This window comes from Acidisphaera sp. S103, assembly GCF_009765975.1.
Classification (GTDB): Bacteria; Pseudomonadota; Alphaproteobacteria; order Acetobacterales; family Acetobacteraceae; genus Rhodopila.
This window is the reverse complement of the sequence record NZ_LMUJ01000064.1, coordinates 363,043-383,589: the sequence shown is the minus strand read 5'-3', so window position 1 is coordinate 383,589 and position 20,547 is coordinate 363,043. Positions and strand designations below refer to the sequence as shown.

At 65.9% G+C, this 20,547-nt stretch carries 17 protein-coding genes and 1 other RNA gene; 13 read left to right on the top strand and 5 right to left on the bottom strand.

What is annotated here, in order from left to right; genetic code table 11:
- Positions 1-184: 184 nt before the first annotated feature.
- A complete protein-coding gene (locus GSQ89_RS23730; RefSeq protein ID WP_158929874.1) occupies positions 185-895 on the bottom strand; it encodes a class I SAM-dependent methyltransferase in 711 nt (236 codons plus the stop codon).
- A gap of 60 nt (positions 896-955) precedes the next feature.
- Between GSQ89_RS23730 and gloB the strand changes: the two genes are divergently transcribed.
- Entirely contained in the window at positions 956-1,681 is a 726-nt protein-coding gene (gene gloB, locus GSQ89_RS23725; protein WP_158929872.1) for a hydroxyacylglutathione hydrolase, read from the top strand.
- A gap of 14 nt (positions 1,682-1,695) precedes the next feature.
- Positions 1,696-2,289, top strand: a complete 594-nt coding sequence (locus GSQ89_RS23720; RefSeq protein ID WP_158929870.1) for a glutathione S-transferase N-terminal domain-containing protein — start codon at positions 1,696-1,698, stop codon at positions 2,287-2,289.
- 169 nt (positions 2,290-2,458) lie between these two features.
- On the opposite strand, the gene GSQ89_RS23715 is transcribed toward GSQ89_RS23720, so the two are convergent.
- Both GSQ89_RS23715 and GSQ89_RS23710 read right to left on the bottom strand, forming a co-directional pair.
- Positions 2,459-6,448, bottom strand: coding sequence for a translocation/assembly module TamB domain-containing protein (locus GSQ89_RS23715; protein WP_254073337.1), 3,990 nt, complete (start codon positions 6,446-6,448; stop codon positions 2,459-2,461).
- Positions 6,449-6,453: 5 nt separating this feature from the next.
- Entirely contained in the window at positions 6,454-8,307 is a 1,854-nt protein-coding gene (locus GSQ89_RS23710) for an autotransporter assembly complex family protein (protein ID WP_158929866.1), read from the bottom strand.
- Positions 8,308-8,469: 162 nt separating this feature from the next.
- Here GSQ89_RS23710 and GSQ89_RS23705 point away from each other — a divergent pair, with 162 nt between their 5' ends.
- On the top strand, positions 8,470-9,387 hold the full coding sequence (locus GSQ89_RS23705; protein WP_158929864.1) for a 1-acyl-sn-glycerol-3-phosphate acyltransferase: 918 nt from the start codon (positions 8,470-8,472) through the stop codon (positions 9,385-9,387).
- A 3-nt stretch (positions 9,388-9,390) separates the two neighbouring features.
- On the opposite strand, the gene tyrS is transcribed toward GSQ89_RS23705, so the two are convergent.
- Positions 9,391-10,635 carry a tyrosine--tRNA ligase gene (gene tyrS / locus GSQ89_RS23700; protein ID WP_158929862.1) on the bottom strand — a complete coding sequence of 415 codons (1,245 nt, stop codon included), beginning with the start codon at positions 10,633-10,635 and terminating at the stop codon, positions 9,391-9,393.
- A 59-nt stretch (positions 10,636-10,694) separates the two neighbouring features.
- Between tyrS and GSQ89_RS23695 the strand changes: the two genes are divergently transcribed.
- Positions 10,695-11,765 carry an anhydro-N-acetylmuramic acid kinase gene (locus tag GSQ89_RS23695; protein WP_158929860.1) on the top strand — a complete coding sequence of 357 codons (1,071 nt, stop codon included), beginning with the start codon at positions 10,695-10,697 and terminating at the stop codon, positions 11,763-11,765.
- A 54-nt stretch (positions 11,766-11,819) separates the two neighbouring features.
- On the opposite strand, the gene GSQ89_RS23690 is transcribed toward GSQ89_RS23695, so the two are convergent.
- Positions 11,820-12,485, bottom strand: coding sequence for an alpha/beta hydrolase (locus tag GSQ89_RS23690; RefSeq protein WP_158929858.1), 666 nt, complete (start codon positions 12,483-12,485; stop codon positions 11,820-11,822).
- Between the two features lie 599 nt (positions 12,486-13,084).
- On the opposite strand from GSQ89_RS23690, the gene GSQ89_RS23685 reads away from it, so the two are divergent.
- The 9 genes from GSQ89_RS23685 (at position 13,085) to GSQ89_RS23645 (ending at position 20,547) form a co-directional block, all read left to right on the top strand.
- Positions 13,085-13,582 (top strand): Rrf2 family transcriptional regulator, encoded by a 498-nt coding sequence (locus tag GSQ89_RS23685; protein ID WP_158929856.1) that lies wholly within the window; start codon positions 13,085-13,087, stop codon positions 13,580-13,582.
- Positions 13,575-14,687 (top strand): cysteine desulfurase family protein, encoded by a 1,113-nt coding sequence (locus tag GSQ89_RS23680; RefSeq protein WP_158929854.1) that lies wholly within the window; start codon positions 13,575-13,577, stop codon positions 14,685-14,687. The genes GSQ89_RS23685 and GSQ89_RS23680 overlap by 8 nt, the downstream gene beginning before the upstream one ends.
- A 15-nt stretch (positions 14,688-14,702) precedes the next feature.
- Positions 14,703-15,899: a cysteine desulfurase family protein gene (locus tag GSQ89_RS23675; RefSeq protein ID WP_158929853.1), complete on the top strand. Its 1,197-nt coding sequence runs from the start codon at positions 14,703-14,705 to the stop codon at positions 15,897-15,899.
- Between the two features lie 18 nt (positions 15,900-15,917).
- Entirely contained in the window at positions 15,918-16,247 is a 330-nt protein-coding gene (locus GSQ89_RS23670) for a ferredoxin family 2Fe-2S iron-sulfur cluster binding protein (protein WP_158929851.1), read from the top strand.
- Positions 16,248-16,249: 2 nt separating this feature from the next.
- Complete coding sequence (gene mnmA, locus GSQ89_RS23665; protein ID WP_158929849.1) at positions 16,250-17,347, top strand: tRNA 2-thiouridine(34) synthase MnmA; 1,098 nt, start codon at positions 16,250-16,252, stop codon at positions 17,345-17,347.
- A gap of 25 nt (positions 17,348-17,372) precedes the next feature.
- Positions 17,373-17,802, top strand: an RNA gene (gene rnpB, locus GSQ89_RS23660) — RNase P RNA component class A.
- A gap of 374 nt (positions 17,803-18,176) precedes the next feature.
- Positions 18,177-18,656 (top strand): division/cell wall cluster transcriptional repressor MraZ, encoded by a 480-nt coding sequence (gene mraZ, locus GSQ89_RS23655; protein WP_158929847.1) that lies wholly within the window; start codon positions 18,177-18,179, stop codon positions 18,654-18,656.
- Complete coding sequence (gene rsmH, locus GSQ89_RS23650; RefSeq protein ID WP_158929845.1) at positions 18,653-19,594, top strand: 16S rRNA (cytosine(1402)-N(4))-methyltransferase RsmH; 942 nt, start codon at positions 18,653-18,655, stop codon at positions 19,592-19,594. The genes mraZ and rsmH overlap by 4 nt, the downstream gene beginning before the upstream one ends.
- The gene (locus GSQ89_RS23645) at positions 19,591-20,547 is read left to right on the top strand and encodes a hypothetical protein (RefSeq protein WP_158929843.1); all 957 of its coding nucleotides are present in this window, start codon (positions 19,591-19,593) and stop codon (positions 20,545-20,547) included. The genes rsmH and GSQ89_RS23645 overlap by 4 nt, the downstream gene beginning before the upstream one ends.

The window sequence follows — 20,547 nt, the reverse complement described above, 5'->3', positions numbered from 1 at the left end:
CGTCGCAATTGCCCGCGTCATTGCTCGAACCCTGCCACGCTGCCCTTGCTGCCAGCACATCACACGCAGAATGAACTTATGACACAGTAAGACTAGTGTCCTGCCCCAGAAGTTCGTCGCATTCTGCGACGGATTTCTGGGATCGGCAGGCCACTGAAAACAAAGAGCTAGTGTCCCGACCGATCTACGCGGCATCCGCCAGGACCAGCCGCCGGCGTGGCACGGCGCGCAACGGCATCGCGGCGTAAACGTCCTTGACCGCCTCGGTCAGGGTGACGCCAGCCAGTCCGGGCATCATCCGGCGCCCCAGCCGCTCAAACAGCGGGGCGCTCCGCAGCACGACACGTATTTGTGACGGGGGCATCCACAGGGCGGCGTCACGCCGTTCGATCCGGAACAAGCCGCCGGCCAGAAGCCGGCCGAGCTGGCCGGTGGAGTAGGGCAGACCATGGCCGAAGGGGGTGCTCTCGCGATAGGCCCACATGCCGCTCCGGTTCGGCACCACGATCAGCAGGCGCCCGTCGTCCTTCAGTACGCGCCAAGCCTCGCGCAGCAGGCGGCGGGCGTTTTCCGCCATCTCCAGCCCATGGACCAGCACGATGCGGTCGAAGGTCAGGTCGCCGAACGGCAGGTTGTCCTCCTCCGCGGCGCAGGACAGGCTGGCGTAGCCAGGCGGCCAGCGGGCGGCGCCCATTTGCGCCGGGGTCAGGGCGATGCAGCGGGCCGCCTGGTCGCGCCAAAGTCGCAGGTACGGCATGGCGTAGCCGATACCGAGCACTGATTCGCCCTGGACCGAGGGCCACATCGCCGACAGCCTTTCGCGCAGGACGCGCGCGGTCACGGCACCGCGTGCCGACCCGTAGAACTCGGCGACAATGTGGGCGTCGGCTGTCATGTGCGTTCTATAGCACGTCCGGCGGTTTCCGATCGAATGAACGCGTGTTAGGCTGCCCGCATGACAGTCACAGCATCCCCCGTCCCCATCCTGAAGGACAACTACGCCTGGCTGCTGCGCGACAGCGGCACGGGCGCCACCGCGATCGTTGACCCGGCCGACGCCGAACCGATCATCGAAGCCATTGAAAAGGCTGGCGGGCGGCTGGACATGATCCTGCTGACCCATCACCACGCCGACCATACCGCTGGCGTCGATGAGGTTCGCGCTCGTTTCAAATGTCCCGTGGTCGGCGCCGCGGCCGATCAGCACCGGCTGCCGAAGTTGGATGAGGCGGTCAAGGAAGGCGACACCGTGCGCCTCGGCAATGCGACCGCGCAGGTGATCGACACGCCGGGCCACACCCGCGGGCAGATCAACTTCTTTTTCCCCGACGGCGATATCCTGCTGTCCGGCGACACGCTGTTCAGCCTCGGCTGCGGCCGGCTGATCGAGGGCACGCCGCAGGAAATGTTCGCCAGCCTGCGCAAACTGGCCGCGCTGCCGCCCGACACGCTGGTCTGCTGCGGTCATGAATACACCGAGAGCAATGCGCGTTTTGCCCTGGCGGTCGATGCGGATAACGCCGCGCTGCACGAGTTCGTCGGCAAGGTCGAGCAGTTGCGCGCCGCAGGCCAGCCCAGCGTGCCGTCCGTCCTGCGCGACGAACTGAAAGCGAACCCGTTCCTGATGGCGCCGGATGCGGCTCGGTTCGCGGTGCTGCGTGCGCAGAAAGATAAATTCTGAGGAGATCGACGTCTGTGAAGCTCTACTACTCGGCGACCAGCCCCTATGTCCGGAAAGTCATGGCATGCGCGATCGTGCGTGGCCTGGGTGGCCGGATCGAAAAACATGCGAGCAATCCGCATGCATCGCCCGCCGATCTGGTGGCCGACAATCCGGTTTCGAAAGTGCCGTGCCTGATCACGGATGACGGGTTGTCGCTGTTCGGCAGCCAGTTGGTTTGTGAGTATCTCGATAGCCTGGGCGATGAATTGCCGCTGTTCCCCGAACATGGAGCGGCGCGGTGGCGTGCACTGAAATTCCAGTCGCTGGGGGATGGCATCCTCGATGCCGCGGTGCCCTGCCGTGGTGAGCAGGGCAGGCCGTCGGAAGCCGCTCGGGATGCGGTGATCGAGCGCTATAAGGCCGCCATCAGCCGGTCGGTTGACGTGCTGGGGGCTGATCCGCCGCATAAGCATGTGGATATCGGGTCCATCACCGTTGCCTGCGCGCTGGGATACCTGGATTTCCGCTTCGCGTCCGATCCGTGGCGTTCAGGACATCCGAAGCTGGCGGCCTGGTATGAAGGGTTCGTCCAGAACAAGGGACTGGCGGAGACCGCACCCGCGTAGGGCCGTTGCATCGCGACTGAAATCGACGGGTATGGTCCCCGCTGTCGTGGCGGGGCGCCAGTCCGGGTTATTTATTTGGATCAGATGGCCTGGACTAACCGCCGGGCTATGACGAGGTGATATGGCAACGTCGACGTGACGTGGCGTAAAAGTCGGCCGGACGGGATTTTCAGTACTCGAACTGATACGTAATCCCGATGCTGGCCGCATCGCCGCTGCTGGCGGCGCCGGTGGCGGAGGTCGATCCGGAACCGGCGGTGGTTTCCAGCTTCAGGCCTTTGGCGAGGTCGATCTGTACGGTCGCCTGGGTCCCGCCGCCGGAGGCGCTTTGCTGTGCCCCGACATAGACACCGCGCGCCACGTATCGTCCGGCTTGCAGTGTCGGGGCGCCGGTGCTGCTGCTGCCGATCGACAGGCGATCGAGCCCCAAGCCCGTTCTCAGGCTTTCCAGTGGATCGAATCCCGCCGTGGCGCCCGACAGCGAGGCCAGTGCCGCCGCGATCTGGGCCAACTGCAGCGCACTCAGTTTCGATGTGCTCGTGTTGAACAGAAGCTGCGAGAGGATCTCGTCCTGCGGCATATCGGGCACGCTGGATAGCGTGATCTTGGGGTCCGATGCGTAGCCGCTGACGGTCAGGGTCGCGACAATCGAGGCGGTCGTCGATGTCGCCACGAAGTGGATCGAGGGGTTGGCAATGCCGGCGCCGCTGAAATCGATCGTTCCCTCGGTGAAGTTCAGCGTGGTGCCGATGACGCTGAGCGTTCCCTGGCGCAGATGCAGGCCGCCGTCCGGGATCGGTTGCGTCGCTGTCCCATGAATGTGGATGGTACCGCCAAGTTCCGCGTTGAGGCCGCGGCCGCGGATGAAGACCTGCTGTGGAGCGCTGATCGTCAGGTTCAGCGCGATCGACGATTGGGTCGCGGGCGGCGGTGGGGGGGGCGGCGGGGCGCTCGCGTTGCGGACGGGCAGGACCGCCACGCCTGGTGGCAGCTTGTCGGGAATCCGGATGTCCGCGCGCCTGACATGCAGTGTGCCGCCGGCTTGCAAATTGCCTTTGATGTCGCCTTGCACAGTCAGATTGGCGTCGATCATGGCGCTCATCAGGTCGCTGGCCAGGGCGCGTGCGTTGTTGGCGGTGAAGTGCAGATCGACCGGCATATCGCCGGCCAGGCTGATCGAGCCGCTGCCGCCGAGGGTGCCCGGACCGGCCTTGCCGCTGAACTGGGTGAGTCGGATGGTATCGCCGGTGGCCTGGATCGAGGCGGACAGATCGCTGACATGGGCGCCGATCGTGTAATCCGCCAGGTCGCCCTTGCTGAGTTGCGCGGTGCCGCTGGCGAGCGGGGACGCCGCAGTGCCGGTCACGCTGGCGTTCAGGTCGACTTCACCCCGGGCTCGGCGGCCTTCGGCGGTCAGCAACGGATCCAGCATGGCCAGATCGACATGGCCGTCGGTTTTCAGGTTCAACGCGCCCGTCTGGGACAGTGGGACCGAACCGGTGACCGAGAGATGCGACGGACCCGCCGTCAGTTTGGTGTCGAGTTGAGCCGAGGTGCCTTGCAGGACAGCGTTTGCGGTCAGGTTGGCCGCGGGCAGGGCCTGTCCGGGGCCCTGGCGTTGCCGTAACCCGGTTGCGGTCAGTTTGATGGTGCCTTGCGGGTGTGCGGTGGTGCCGTTGAGGCGTGCGTCGGCGGCAATCATGCCGTCGGCGGCGAAGGCGGGGTTGACGATGCTGCCGATATTGGCCGGCAGGTTGCGCAGCGAGGCGGTCAGATCAAGTTTGCTGCCCGCGCTGCCGGAAAGGGTCAGTTCCGCTTGCTGGAAACCCAGGCGCAGACGGTCGACCGACACGCCGTCAGCGAAGGTGAGTTTTGCCGGGGCGAGCAGTCGCAGGGTCTGCTGTTTCCAGGTTGCCTCCAGCTTGGCCAGCGCCACGGTGCGCGCCTGGACGTTCAGCGTGGCGGCGGTGGTCAGCTTCGCGGCGGCGCCGGCCACTGCCGGGGCGTTGGCGTCGATGGTGATGCCGAGGGCGTCGATTGGGCCTTTGGCGGTGACGCGTGCAGTCGCCGATTGGGTGGTTCCGGCGGATACGCCGTCGGCCGCGAAGGTGGCATCGACGGCCGGGTGTCCAGTCGGATCGGTGACCGTGGCGTTCAGCACCGCCTTGGCGATCGCCGCCGTGCCGGGCAACGCGGCGTCGCGCACGGTCAGTGCCAGTTTGGCCGCCCTGTCGTCCGACTCCAGGGTGGCGTTGGCCTGGCCGGTGATCTTGCGTCCCAGTAGGGGCTCCAGATCCGCGAGACGGCCGAGATCGACGTGCAGGTTGCCGATGGGAAGCGTCGCCGGCGGCGTCAGGCTGGCGGTCCCGCCAGCTTTGAGCGACTTCCAGGATGCCTGGTCGATGCTGACCTTGAACGCGCCGGCGGCCTCATCCGCCGTCAGCGCGAGCGACAGCGGCGCGTCCAGCAATTTGCCGTCGGCGTTGACCGTCGCATGGGGAGCACCGGGCAGGCCCGTGGCGTCCACCTTGGCGGTGATGTGGCCGGATGAGTAACCTTTTGCGGCCAGATCGGCGCCGAGTTCCGCCTGCACTGCGAGATCGTTCAACGTACCGCCGGCGTGGCCCTTCACGTCCAGCCGGCCGGACAGGTTGGGTTGGATGGCGGTCAGGTCGGCCAAGGCGACGGTCCAGTCGGCGTTGACCGTCTGGTCGGACAGGCCACCCTGGGCTGTCACCGTCAGCGACTTTCCATTCAGCGTCAGGTGCGAGAGGCTGATGTCCTGGCCATGCATGGACGCCGCCACGTCGATCGTGCCGCCGTCGCCGATCAGTGCCGGAACCGGCGCCATGCCGCCGGTGATGGCGACCTTGCCCTTGGCGGAGGTGGTGGTTGTCCCGTTTTGCATCTCCGCCTGGATCATAATATCGGTGCTGCCATGCACGTCGGCGCCGCCGGCTTCCGCAAAGGGCGACACGTCCGGTAGCACCAGATGCGCCTGGACCCGCTGAACGCCCGCGGTCTTGGCGGTGCCGTCGAGGGAGAGCAGCGGATGATGCACCGCGAAGGTTACCGGCCTGTCCGGCGCGTCCAGCCGAACGGATGCATCGAGTGTGACCGGGTTTGCGGCGAAGAGGCTTGGCTTCGGCCCGGGAATGTCCAGGTTGCTTACTGTCGCGTGCAATTGGACCTGGCCGGCATTGCCGTTCACGTCCGCGGCCAGGGCACCGATCTGGACGCCTCCGGCGCTGAGCGACGCTATTTGTACGGTGCCCTTGGCGTCGGGTCTGGTGAACGGGCCATGCACGGTGGCGTCCACCAGGACCGATTGCCAGGAGACGCCTGCGGCGGGCGTCATGGCGGGGGCGTTTGCCTTCACCGCGAGGTCGGCGACCTGGTGGGTCAGATCGACGGTGCCGGACACCGAAGCGGTCAGCGGGCCGGCGGTCACTCCCACCTGGGTGCCCAGCGCGTCTTTCGGACCGTTGATCGAGGCCTGGATCGAGACGGCACCCAGGTCGGGAAGATGGGCGATACTGGCGATGAGGCCCCTGGTGGGCTCCTGCGCCGTGACCGTGGCCTGGATGGCGTCCGGTGCGATGCGGCCGGTGACGGTGTAATGGCCGGGGCTGTCCAGGCGATGAACGTCGAGTTGGACCGAACCCTCGGTCAGCGTTTGCAGCGTTGCCGAACCGTCCAGGGCCAGCGTGGCGGCGGTGCCGGCGACCGGCGCGCCGATGATCGCCTTGCCGACGTGAAGCTGGCGCAGGTCGACCTGGACCGGCAGATTGAACGTGCCGCTGCTGCTGGACTGGCCACTGGATACGGGCAGGCGGGCGACATCCACCGTCTCGGCCTGCAATTGGTCTATCAGCACGGTGCGGTTCAGCAGATCCGATGGCGACCAATCGAGAGTCGCATTGGTCACGGTGACGTAGGGGCCTCTGGCGTCCGATACCTCGATCCGGCCAACCCGCAATGCATCGGGGAAACGGCCGGCCAAGCCCTCGATCCGGACCATCCCACCGGTCAGGCTGGCTGTTTCATTCTGTATGAAGCGGCGGCCGGGATTGACATTGGCCAGGATCAGCACGGCGGCGACGGCCAGCACCGGGATCGCCAGCAGGATCAGGAGGACCACGGCGGCCCATTTCAGCACGCGTCTCAAAACGCCTGTCCGATACCGATATAGACTTCAAGCGAATCGCCGCCCGGCAGCTTGTTCAGCGGAACCGCGACATCCAGCCGGATCGGGCCGATCGAGGTGTAATAGCGTGCGCCGATGCCGGCCCCGGCGTGCCAGTTGCTGGTAAACGGTGCTCCGTTCGCGCTGACCTGCCCCACGTCCATGAACCCCACGATGCCGTAGTTCTTCAGGATACGCTGCCGCCACTCCACGGTTCCCGTCGAGATAGCGGTGCCGCCCATTGGTGTCCCATCCTTGAACTGCGGTCCCAGCGTCTGATAGCGGTAGCCGCGCACCGTGGCACTCCCACCGGCGTAGAAGCGCTGATCGGGCGGAAGGCCGAACACGCCGGCACCGGACACCTCGCCGACCAGGCCGCGCAGGGCCAGCACGCTGCGGCCATTGCCGAAGATGTCGAAATAGGTCGAGCCGGCGATCTGGGTGATGAAGAAAGTCGTGCTGGGGGTACCGAGCGACTCGGTCGGGGTGATGGAGAACGTCGCCCGTATCCCGTGGGTCGGATCGAACAGGCTGGTGGTGCTGTCGTATTTCAGGCTGGCCGGGATGCCGATCAGATTGTAGGTGCGGGTGACGTCTTCCTGCTCGATCGACTCCTGCTCCGCCGACAGGCCGATACTGGCGGTCCAATGCGGGCTCAGCTTGCGGTTGAGGGCGATTTTCTCCATCAGCGCGGTCTGGTCGTAGGCCTGCAGGCTTTGCTTGATGGCGTTCAGGTCGAGTTCCAACGTCTGGTCGCGCGCCAGGTAATCAGGCTTGAGGAATTGCGCGCCGAGGGCGTAACCGGGTTTGGTGACGGCGTCGCCGCCCAGGTTGATTGACCCGGTGATATTCAATTGTTCGGCGTTGCCGAACAGGTTGCGGTCGTGCCAGGCGGTGGTGAGGTCGATACCCAGATCGGTCGAGTAGGCGACGCCCAGGTCGACCGCGTGCAGTGGCCGTTCGGTCAGGTCGAAACTGATCGGCAATTGCCCGTTGGGATCGAGTGCCGAGGCTGGCACCGCCCTGACCACCGAGAACACCCCGATGGAGGACAGGTCGAGGCGGGCTTTTTCGATCGTTTCCGGATTGAATTTCTCGCCCTGGTGCAACAGCAGGCGCTTCCGGACGAAGGACTCATGCATGTCCTTCAGGCCATTGATGCTGACGGGGCCGATATCGGCCTGGGGGCCGGTGACCGGCTGAAAATCCACATCGAGCAGGTCCTGGTCCGGATGCAGGATCGCCACCGGGGTGGGAACCTTGGCCAGTGGGTAGCCGTCGGCTTCCAGGGCTGCCAGCAAACGGCCTTGCGCCGCCAGGACGTCCGCCGCCATCGCGGGGTCGCCCGGCTTGATCTGAAGGTGGGGTGGAATGTCGGGCGGCACCGTGGTGGAGATGGTGACGGTGCCCAGCTTGAAGCGCGGACCCAGGTCGAAGGCGATCGCGACCTCCAGTGGTGGCTTTGCCGGGGCATTGTCGATGAAGGCGGGCAGGGCCGGATCGTCCAGCTTGTGGCCGGCGATCGTCGTGGAGACTGTCGCCTTGTAGTAGCCGAAGCTGTGCAGGGCGGTTTCGAATCGCCCGGCATCCTTGCGTGCCCGTTCGGCCATGGCGAAACCCGCCACGGGGGCGGATTTCTGCAGCGAGATCAGGGTGGAACTGCCCTTCAGGGCGGCGTCGAGCGCATCATCGCCGGTTGGCTTCAGGGTGACGGTGTAGGGCTGCGGATCGGCCGCCAGCAATCGTTCGGCCAGGAAGATGCCGATCAAAACAATGAGTGAGGCGGCAAGCCACCGCACGGCGGTCGGCAAGCGTGTACGGAGGCGGCGCATGGACGAAGCTTAACCACAAAATGTCCGGTTGGCTTTGGTCGAACGGTCACGGTTACGCCATTGTTCGTTTGGATCACTGGGGCTATCCAAATCGGCATGGGAAACGAGTCGCGACCGGGTCGGAATCATAATGATGGCCGTCCGAACCGGCGATCCAACCTGATGCCCGACCTGAATCGGGTGCCGGGATTTCTGCTGCAATTGCCGAGTGGCCGTGACGGCTGGCTAGTGGCGCGCAGGGTCCGGGTTGTCCGCCGGGCACTCGCGGTATTGGCGTGGACGATCTCGGCGATGCCGATCCAGGCCGTGTGCCTGGTTTTGCCAGGACATGCGAAGGTCGCGTTTGCTCGGTTGTACTGGGCGGCGTTCGCCCACCTGATCGGAATCGAGGTTCGGGTCGTCGGCACGGCGGCCAAGCGTAACGGCGGCCGGCCGGTAGTGTTTGTGTCGAACCATTCCTCCTGGGTTGATATTCCCGTGATCGGGGGGGTGCTGGATGGTTGCTTTGTCGCCAAGGGTGAGGTTGCGACCTGGCCGGTCATCCGCACGATCGCCCGGCTGGGACGATCGGTGTTCGTATCGAGGGCCCGGTTGTCCACCGGCAAGGAGCGCGACCTGATGTGCGCGGTGCTGAGGGCGGGCGACAACCTGATTCTGTTCCCGGAAGGCACCAGTTCCGACGGATCGCGGGTGCTGCCGTTCCGCACCTCTTTCTTTGCGCTGGCCGAGGCGAAGGCGGGTGAAAACCTGGCCGATCTGCCACTGATCCAGCCGGTTTCGGTTGTTTATGACCGGTTGGGCGGTTTGCCGGCGGGACGAGCCAGCCGGCCGGTGTTTGCGTGGTATGGCGATATGGACATCGCCTCGCATTTCTGGCGCCTGGCGCAGCATATCGGGCTGCGGGCGACCGTGCTGTTGCATACGCCACTCGATCCGGCCCATTTCGAGGACCGCAAAGCGCTGTCGCGGGCGGTCTGGCAGATCGTCGCCGATGGGGCCTCGACGCTGCGGCAGAACCGTCCCGCGAGTCCGCTGGATGCGCCGGAGCAACGTGCCTCCGGCGAGGCGGCGTTCGTCTGACGATCAGTCCATCTTCACCAGCCGATGGTGCTTCCGGCCGGCTGACAGCTTGATCGCCCCCTCCTGGAGTTGGTCAGCGGCCACCAGGTGTCCTTCCTCGGTGACGGCGACGTCGTTGACTTTTGCGCCGCCGCCGCGGATCAGGCGGCGCGCCTCGGCGTTGCTGGCGGCCAGGCCGGCAAGGACGAACAGCCGGAAGGCTGGAATGCCTGCCTGCAATTCCGCTCTTGGCAGCGTGACGCTTGGAAGGTTCGCCGCCGCTTCGCCTTCCTCGAAGGCCTGGCGTGCGGTTTCGGCGGCCTGGGCCGCGCGTTCGGCACCGTGCGCGAGGGTGGTCGCCGCGGTGGCCAGGATCTTTTTCGCCTCATTGATCTCGGCGCCGCCCAGGGCTTCGAGTCTGGCGATTTCGTCGAGCGGCAGATCGGTGAACAGGCGCAGGAAGCGGCCGACGTCGGCGTCCTCGGTATTGCGCCAGAATTGCCAGTAGTCGTAGGCGGACAGCCGGTCCCGGGTCAGCCAGATCGCGCCCTGGGCCGTCTTGCCCATCTTGCCGCCGGACGCGGTGGTGATCAGCGGCGTGGTCAGGCCGTAGACCGCCTTGCCGTCGGTGCGCCGGGTCAGCTCCATGCCGGCGACGATATTGCCCCACTGATCCGATCCGCCGATCTGCAACGTGACGCCATGGCGGCGGCTGAGTTCGCGGAAATCGTAGCTTTGCAGGATCATGTAGTTGAATTCGAGGAAGGTCAGCGGCTGCTCCCGGTCTAGCCGCAGTTTTACGGAGTCGAAGCCAAGCATGCGGTTGATGGTGAAGTGGACTCCGATGTCCCGCAGCAGCGGGATGTAGCCCAGTTGGTCCAGCCAGTCCGCGTTGTTGGCGAGCATGGCCTGCGACGGGCCTTCGCCGAATCGCAGGAAGGGTGCGAAGCATTGGCGGATGCCCACCATGTTGGCGGCGATGGTTTCGTCGGTCAGCATCTGGCGGGCCTCGTCCTTGCCCGAGGGATCGCCGATCCGTGTCGTGCCTCCGCCCAGCAGCACCACCGGCTTGTGGCCGTGTTTCTGCAAAAGCCGGAGAATCATGATCTGCACCAGGCTGCCGACATGCAGGCTGTCCGCGGTGCAGTCGAAGCCGATATAGGCCGCGATCGGGCCGGCCTGCATCGCGGCGCGCAGGGCGTCGATGTCGGTGCACTGAAAGACGAAGCCGCGGGCGATGGCTTCGTCGAGAAAAGAATCGGTCGTCATGACGAGGTATCCGTGGTTTGCAGACCACGCGAGTTATCACACAGCAGGGCGGGGGGAAAATGCCGCGAACGATAGGGCTGATGAGCGGAACGTCGCTGGATGGGGTCGATGCCGCCTGGCTGGAAACCGACGGGGTCACGGTCACCGCGTTCGGACCGACCCTGACGATTCCTTATGATAACGTCCTGCGCGCGGATCTTCGGGCAATCCTGGATCGGGCACCGGGGCTGATGCCGGATGATCCGGGGCTGGCCGGTGCTGTGGTTCGGCTAACCGATTACCATGTCCAGGCCGTCGAGGCGCTTGGTCGGCCGGCCGACCTGATTGGCTTTCATGGGCAGACCATCCTGCACCAGCCGGATCGGCGCCGCACCTGGCAGATCGGCGATGCCGCCCGGTTGGCGCGCCGGCTGGGCGTGCCGGTGGCGCACGATTTCCGGTCCGCCGACGTCGCCGCGGGCGGGCAGGGGGCGCCGTTTGCCCCGGTTTATCACGGTGCCCTGGCGACCGGTCTGGCGAAACCGCTGGCAGTCTTGAACATTGGCGGAGTCGCCAATGTCACCTGGATCGGGGCGGATGGGGCGTTGCTCGCGTTCGATACCGGGCCGGGGAACGGGCCACTCGATGACTGGGTGTTCCGTCATACCGGCCAGGCATTCGATCGGGATGGTGCGCTGGCCCGAGCGGGCCGAGTGGATAACAACGTCCTCGCGCGGCTGATGTCGCATGCGTATTTCGGATTACCCGGACCCAAGTCGCTCGACCGGCTCGATTTTGCTCAGGCGCTGGCTGATAGCGGGCTATCCGGGCTGTCCGCCGCCGATGGGGCGGCGACATTGGTGCGGTTCACCGTCGCGTCGATCGCGGCCGCCGCACTGCCCGAACCGCCGACGCGCTGGCTGGTTTGCGGGGGAGGGCGGCTGAACCCGGCGATCATGGACGGTCTTCGGCAGGCGTTGGCTGTCCCGGTCGAACCGGTTGAAACCACCGGATGGGGCGGCGATGCGCTGGAAGCTCAGTGCTTCGGTTTCCTGGCCGCTCGGGTTGTGGCCGGATTGCCGTTGAGCTTTCCCTCCACGACGGGAGTGCCGGCACCAATGCCGGGCGGAAAGATCGCTATGCCTGGTTAGCTGACCGGCCCGGGCGGCGGCCGAGGGCCGCGCCGACGGGTCATCGGACAGGGGTCAGTCGGCGGCGAGCGCCATCTGCTTGCGGGCAATCGCCTTGCCGCAGAAATCGTCGATCGCGTCCGACACGGTGTCGGCGTGACTGGCGAAAACATGGTCCGCGCCGGGGATGACCCGGTAGTCGACATGCACGTTCTTCTGAGTGTTCAGTTTGTCGACAAGCTTGCGCACCGCGGGTTCCGGCACCAGTTCGTCGGTGTCGCCATGCAGCATCAGGCCGCCGCAGGGACAGGGTGCGAGGAAGCCAAAATCGTAGTGGTTGGCCGGCGGCGCGACGCTGACCCAGCCGGAAATCTCCGGCCGGCGCATCAACAACTGCATGCCGATGAAGGCGCCGAAGGAATAGCCGGCGATCCACAGCCCGCCATGGCCCGGATTGACCGCCTGCATCCAGTCGAGTGCCGCCGCCGCATCGCCGATCTCACCAATGCCGCCGTCATAGCGGCCCTGGCTGCGGCCGACACCGCGAAAGTTGAAGCGCATCACCGAGCAACCAAGCTTCTGAAAAGCCTGGTACATGGAATAGGTGATGCGGTTGTTCATAGTCCCGCCATGCAGCGGATGAGGATGTAATATCAGGGCGACCGGCGCACCCGGCTCCTTCGAATGATGGTAGCGACCTTCGAGCCGGCCGTCAGGGCCGGCGAACATTACCTCTGGCATGGCAATACGAAACCTGTTTCTGTCCCACCGGCAACGCATGCACCGAAGCCACCGCGGCTTTGGGCACCCCTGCCGGGCCTGCTGTTTGTAACGAGCCGGGAAGTTCCCCGCTTGGCCCGTACGGTCCCCCTTAAATAGGAACGCAATCCCTTGATGTCAGTTCCACGACATCCAATCAACCATCAAATCTTGACCTGTGGGGTCGGAAATTTTAGGCTTGGTGGAGGACTTCGTGGGGAGTTCCGGGTTCGCGTCTCCTTTTGCCTTCTCACCAACCTGCCTGCGACGGGCCCTCTGCGGAGCTCATTCGTCCAGCCAGGAAAGTGTTATAGGACAAGTGAAGCGATCTTTCATAATGGAAATGTCGCATGGCTTTCATGTTCCTGCATGAGACAGTCGAGGCCCTTAGGGACCGAATCTTCCCCTTATGGTATTCGAAGGCGCGCTATTTTTGCTATCTATGCGTGTATGTAATTCTTTCGGATAAACCAGACTATGCTCCGTTTGGCCAATATGAACGTATTATAGGTTGTATTTCTCGCCAACTTAGACACGTGATCGCCTGGCCGCATGGCCGGCATGCGGTAATTTGACAAGCCATGCAACTTTCCACCAAGGGCCGTTATGCCGTCATGGCGATGGTTGACCTCGCAACCCGCGAGACGACCGACCGGCCGAACGACCTGAGCTGCCTCGCCGACATCGCCGACCGCCAGCAACTCAGCCAGTCATACCTGGAGCAGTTGTTCGGCAAACTGCGGCGGGCGGGCCTGGTGCGGGCGGCGCGCGGTCCCGGCGGCGGCTACCGGCTGGCGCGTGCGTCGTCCGAGATTGCCATCGCCGACATCGTCGCGGCGGTGGACGAACCGATCAAGGCCACGCGATGCGAGATCGGCGGCGGCGGGTGCATGATCGCCCCCGGGCCGCACCCGGGGATGGCCGTCTGCGGCGAAAAGTGCCAGACGCACGATCTTTGGGCCGAACTGGGGCACCAGATCGCCTTGTTCTTGCGCAGGGTGACCCTGGCCGACGTCGTTTTGGGTCGCGTGGCGGGACGAGCCGCCTGCCCGACGCCAAAGGCGGCTCAAAATGACTGAGATGCGCTACCTCGACGCCAACGCGACCCAGCCGTTGCGGCCGGCAGCGCGGGACGCGGTCATGGCGGCGTTCGCGGCCTCCGGCAATCCGTCGTCGGTGCACCAACCCGGCCGTCACGTTCGCCGCATCATGGAAGACGCTCGGGAGGTGATCGCGGCCCGGTTCGGCGGGCAGCCGCAGGACCTGGTGTTCACCTCGGGCGGCACCGAGGCGGACGCGGCGGCAATCCATGCGATGTCCCCGGGGCGTCGCCTTGTGATCAGCGCGATCGAGCACGACGCCGTCCGGTCGGCCGCCGTTGGCGCGGCCGTGGCGCCGGTGGGCCGGGATGGTATCGTCGACCTCGCGATGCTGGAGGCACGGCTGGCCGACGGCGAGGCGTCGCTGGTCTGCATGATGCTGGCCAATAATGAAACGGGTGTGATCCAGCCGGTGCGGGAGGCGGCGGCGGTTTGCCGCCGGCATGGTGCGCTGCTGCACGTGGATGCGATCCAGGCGGCTGGGCGCATGCCGGTCCATCTCGGCCAACTGGGTGCGCACAGCCTGGCGATTTCCTCGCACAAGCTGGGCGGTCCGGCGGGCGTGGGTGCCTTGCTGCTGGCGCCGGACGCGCCGTTCGCCGAGGCACTGATTGGTGGTGGCGGCCAGGAACGCGGCCGGCGTGGCGGCACCCCTTCGGTGGCGCTGATCGCCGGGTTCGCGGCGGCGGCCCAGGCCAGCGAGGGTGATGATCTGGTCCGGTTGGCTGGTCTGCGCGATGCGGCCGAACAGGCGGCGGTCGCGTGTGGTGCGGTGGTGTGCGGTGATCCGGCCCACCGTCTGCCGAACACGACCTGCCTGGCGTTGCCGAATGCCGCCGCCGGGGTGCAGGTGATCGCGCTTGATCTGGAGGGGATCGCCGTCAGCGCGGGGGCGGCTTGCAGTTCCGGCAAAGTGCAGACCAGCCACGTGTTGCAGGCGATGGGCCTTGGCGCGCTGGCCGGACAGGCGATCCGCGTCTCGCTGCCGTGGAATGTCACGCCGGCGGACATCGACGCCTTCGTGGCCGCTTACAAACGCGTGGCTGGGCGGCTTTGTCCCACCCTGGCCCCGCACGCCGCCTGACCCTAATTGACTGTCATGACCGAAGCTCCACCCCGCCCCAACCAGCCGGTGTATCTGGATAACCAGGCGACGACGCGGTGCGATCCGCGCGTCGTCCAGGTGATGCTGCCGTATTTCTCCGAGGAATATGGCAATCCCCACAGCGCGGAACACGTCATGGGCCGCAAGGCTGAAGCCGCTGTCGAAACCGCCAGGGCGCAGGTCGCGGCGCTGATCGGCGCCGAGGTCAGGGAGGTCATTTTCACCTCCGGGGCGACCGAATCCAACAATATCGCGATCAAGGGGGCGGCGCGGTTCGCCGCCAGCATGGGCGATCCGCGCCGCCGGGTCATCACCGTGGCGACCGAACACAAATGCGTCCTGGAAGCCGCCGCCGACCTGGCGGCCGAAGGATTCGAGCCGGTCGTGCTGCCGGTGCGGCCGGACGGGTTGCTCGATCCCGAGGTGCTGCGGGAGGCGTTGGCGGTGCCGACGCTGCTGGTCAGCGTGATGGCGGTGAACAATGAGACCGGGGTTATTCAGGACATTCCCGGACTGGCGGCGATCGCGAAAGCGGCGGGCGCGCTGTTCCATACCGACGTGGCGCAGGCGACAGGCAAAATCCCGCTCGACCTGACCGGCTGGAAGGTCGACCTGGCTTCGGTCAGTGGCCACAAGCTGTATGGCCCAAAGGGAGTCGGCGCGTTGTTCGTCCGCCGTCGTCCGCGTGTGCGCGTCGCGGCGCTGTTTTCCGGCGGCGGGCAAGAGAGGGGGCTGCGGTCCGGCACCCTGCCGGCGATGCTGATCGTGGGCCTGGGCGAGGCCTGCCGTCTGGCAGCGGCGGAAATGGCGGCGGAAGCCGAACGGGTCGGGCAGTTGCGGCTGGGACTGCTGGAGCGGTTGCGGCGAGACATTCCTGGCATCCAGGTCAATGGCAGCTTCGAGACACGAATTTCCGGCAATCTCAACGTGACGTTCCCGGGGGCGACCGCCACCGCGCTGATGGAAGCTGTGCCGGATTTGTGTGTGTCCACCGGGTCGGCCTGCTCCTCCGCCGAGGTTGAGCCGTCCTATGTCCTGCGGGCGTTGGGGCTTTCCGATCAGGAGGCGGCGCGGACCTTGCGCATTGGGATCGGACGCTTTACCTCGCCCGCGGATATCGACTACGCCGCCGCGGCGCTGTCCGCGGCCCATGCCGCCTGCGAAGCGGCTCCTCCCGACATCAAGGCCTGATCCGAATGACGTTCCCCGATGCCTAAGATGACCTTTATCGAGCGCGACGGCACCCGTCGCGAGGTCGGCGCGCCGATGGGCCTGTCGGTGCTGGAGATCGCCCACAAGCACGGAGTGGATATCGAGGGCGCATGCGAGGGATCGCTGGCGTGCTCCACCTGCCACGTCATCGTCGATGCAGCCTGGTTCAAGAAGCTGGAAGCACCCACCGAGGATGAGGAGGACATGCTGGACCTCGCGTTCGGCCTGACCCAGACCTCGCGCCTGGGCTGCCAGTTGGTGATGAGTCCTGAACTCGACGGTTTGGTGGTGAAGTTGCCGGCCGGAACGCGGAACGCACAGGGCTGATCATGCGCGTCGTGGTCGCCATGTCCGGAGGCGTGGACAGCAGCGTCGTTGCCGGCCTGCTGCACGAGGCGGGGCATGAGGTCATCGGCGTCACCCTGCAGCTTTACGACCACGGTGCGGCGACGGGCCGCAAGGGCGCCTGTTGCGCCGGCCAGGATATCCACGATGCGCGGCGTGTGGCCGACCGCCTGGGCATCTCGCACTACGTGATCGATGCCGAGGAACGGTTCGCCAAGGCGGTGATCGGAAACTTCGCGGACAGCTACGCGCAGGGCGAAACTCCGGTGCCGTGCATCACCTGTAACCAGACGGTGAAGTTCGCCGATCTGTCGGCGCTGGCGCGTGACCTGGGGGCCGAACGTCTCGCCACCGGCCATTATGTGCGCCGGATGGATGGGCCGGATGGCGCCGAACTGCACAGGGCGACGGATCCGGCGCGGGATCAGAGCTGGTTCCTGTTCGCGACGACACGGCCGCAGCTCGATATGTGCCTGTTTCCGCTGGGCGGCATGGAAGACAAGCGCACGGTGCGCGATGTGGCGCAGCGGCTGGGGCTTGGCGTGGCGGAGAAGCCGGACAGCCAGGATATCTGCTTCGTCCCCTCCGGCGCCTACACGGATGTCATCGCCAAGACGCGTCCCGACGCTCTGGCGGCCGGTGAGATCGTCACCGCCGATGGGCGCATCGTCGGAAGCCACGACGGCATTGCCCGCTATACGGTGGGGCAGGGCAAGCGTCTCGGGTCCGCGGCGGTGCTGGATGGGCAGCGCCAGGTCGTGGTGGCCACCGAACCCGGCCGGCGGCGCGTCGTCGTGGGACCGCGTGGGACGGGCACTCATACCGTGCAGTTGCGTGACGTGAACTGGCTGATTCCCATGCCGGCCCATGACCTGCGCTGCGCGGTGAAGCTGCGGGCGCGTGAAGAGCCTCGGCCGGCGATCGTGCGCACCGATGGCATCACCACCACGGTCGCGCTCGACGATCCGGCGTTGCCGGCGCCCGGGCAGGCCTGTGTGTTCTATCTGGCAGACCGAGTCCTCGGTGGCGGCATCATCACGCGGGCAGCCGCACCGGCGCTTCAGGAGCGCTTGACCGCCTGACCTCACGGGCGCACATCCCGAGCAGCCAGACAGTTGGACGACCGCTGCTGACGGGGCAATCCCGTTGGTGGAGGAAAGTCCGGGCTCCACGGGAATACGGTGCCGGCTAACGGCCGGCGGGGGCGACCCCAGGGATAGTGCCACAGAAAACAAACCGCCCGTGCAAGACTGGCCGGCGCAAGCAGGCTGGTCCCGCGGGTAAGGGCGAAACGGTGCGGCAAGAGCGCACCACGCCCCTGGCAACAGGGGCGGTTCGGTAAACCCCACCGGGAGCAAGACCGAATAGGAGCGGCTGTGATGTTGCGGGCCAAAATCCCGTGATAATCACGGGGACGTTCCCGTCCCGCCGTTCGGGTTGGTCGCGTGAGGCGCATCGCGAGATGCGTCCCAGAGGAATGGTCGTCCCGCCTCCTCAGGGGGGCGGACAGAACCCGGCTTACAGACTGTCTGGCAACTTTCCCTTCGCGTCGTCAGCGTCAATCCGTTGCTTCGGGACGGTGGAGCCAAATTCCCTCACAAGTTTATCCACAAGAACGAAACGCGAATATTTTCGTGATGCAGAATTGGCTTGGGGTGACTCGGTTCGCAGCCGGTAAGTGTCTGACGAAGCCGGGTAATTTTCGGTCGAATCGTCCGGTAAAGGGGGCAAATCCTTTGACGTCCCAGATATTCCCATGCTATCCCATGTTCACCCAACGTGGACCATCATCCACAGGGGTGTGCGACTGGATACGGCCCATCGTCCCAACATCCGTAGCCGGTCGTCACAGCATTCGTGCCTTGCTCACCCATGGCAGAACCACTCGGCAGGAAAGGCACACGGGTCTGAATGGCGCTTTTCATCGGCACCCACCAGAACAAGCTGGACGCCAAAGGGCGTGTGTCGATACCTGCGCAATTTCGTTCCGTTCTCAAGAAGATGAGCCATGCCGGCGAAGGCGCCGCGGTCGCACCGATGTATCTACGCCCGTCGCACCAGCACGCCTGCATCGAAGGTTGGACGGAACTGGGTTTCGAGGCGCTGAGCGGACCGGTGGCGGAAGGCTACAGCCTTTTCAGCCCGGAACACGAGGATATTGTATTGGCGCTGTTCGGCGACGCCTGCACGATGGAAACCGATAAGGAGGGGCGGATCATGCTGCCCGCCAGCCTCGTCGCGCATGCCGGCCTGACCGAAAACGTCGTGTTCATCGGCACGCGCAACACATTCCAGATCTGGGAACCCGAAGCCGGTGCCCGCCGCCTCGCCGAGGCGCGTGAGAAGGCAAAAGCGTCCGGCTTCAGCGTGCGTGCGGGAGCGCTGGCATGAGCGGCCATATCCCCGTGCTGCTGGATGAGGTGCTGGCGACCCTCGCGCCGCGCGACGGCGGTGTTTACCTGGACGGCACGTTCGGTGGCGGCGGCTACGCCACGGCGATCCTGGAGCAGGCGCGCTGCACGCTGTGGGCGATCGACCGCGACCCCGAGGCGATCGAGCGTGGCGCCAGCCTGGTAGCCAAGTTTCCCGGCCGGCTGCATCTGCTGCACGGGCAGTTCGGCGACATGGTCTCGCTGCTGGACCAGGCCGGGGTGACCGAATTGGACGGCGTGGTGCTCGATCTCGGCGTTTCGTCGTTCCAGATCGACGACCCCGAACGGGGCTTTTCGTTCCGCCACGACGGCCCGCTCGACATGCGCATGGGAAAACATGGGACGAGTGCCGCCGACCTGGTGAACACGCTGGCCGAACCGGCGCTGGCCGACGTGCTGTATGAACTGGGGGAGGAGCGGGCGTCCCGCCGGATCGCCAAGGCCATCGTCGCCGCTCGTCTGGAAGCCCCGATCGAGACCACCGGCCGGCTGGCGGAGATCATTCGTTCGGTGCTGCCGCCGGACCGGTCGGGCAACCATCCGGCCACTCGCAGCTTCCAGGCCTTGCGCATCAAGGTGAATGACGAACTGCGGCAGATCGAAGATGCACTGGCGCAGGCGGTTCGCCTGCTGTCGCCCGGTGGACGGCTGGTGGTGGTGGCGTTCCACAGCCTTGAGGATCGCATCGTGAAGCGCTTCATGAGCGAGGCCACCGGACGTACCGGGGCGCCGTCTCGCCACAATCCCGCCGGGCTGATGACGCGGGATGCGCCTGACTTCCGGCTGCTGACCACGCGGGCCTTGCGCCCTGGACTGTCCGAAACCAATCAAAACCCGCGATCGCGCAGCGCTCGGCTGCGTGCGCTTGAACGCCTCGGCAAAGGCCGCGACACATGATCCGACCTCTCACCATCGCCACCTGCCTGCTCGCCTGCGGGTCCGGCCTGTACCTCTACCAGTCAAAGCATCAAGTCTCGATGCTCGATCGGACGATCGAGAAGACCGTGCATGACACCAACGCGCTGCGCGAGCAAAGCCGGCTGCTGGCGGCGGAATGGACGATGCTGAACGACCCGCAGCGGTTGCAGCAGTTCTCCGAAACTTACCTGACGCTGAAAAGCATAGCGCCGACCCAGTTCACCAGCCTGGCCGATCTCGACAGCCGGTTGCCGGCACCGGAGCCGGTGGCACCGCCCGCGCCTGCGCCGGATGCAACCCCTGATGGGCAGGCGCCGGCGGCGGTCGTGGCGGACGCGGCGTCGACGGACGCAGCCGATCCTGCATCTGACCAGTCTGCTGCGGCCGTCGTCGCGGAGGACGCGCTGCCGCTTCCACCCATTCCGGTTGCCCCGGCGATGCCCAAGGCGGCAATCGCCGCCGCCGTGGCGCGGCCGGAGGTGAAAACCGCGGAGCGGATCCCGGTTTCCAGACCTGCTGACAGCCCGGGCCGTTCCGTCGCGATCGCCGACGCCCGGTCGTTCGACCAGCGTCCGAATGAGCAACGCCAGTTCGATCCACGTCCTTCCGAACCGCGCCAATTCGAACCGCGCCAATTCGAACCGCGCCAATTCGAACCGCGTCAGTCGGAACAGCGGGTTGCCCCGCGACTGATGGAAGCCCGAACGGACGTTCGGCCGGTGCCGGCATCGCGGCCGATCGTGCTGGCCGCACCGCGGCCGTTGCCCACCTATGCCCCGGTCAATACGCCGCCGCGGCAGCAATACCGCCCGCCGATGGTGGCAGAATCGACGCCATATGGTGGGGGAGGCTCTCTGCTTGGCATGGCGCGCGGCTCGATGCCGCCGGCGCCTCGCCCGACGCCGGTGAACGCATCGTACAACGCCAATTGA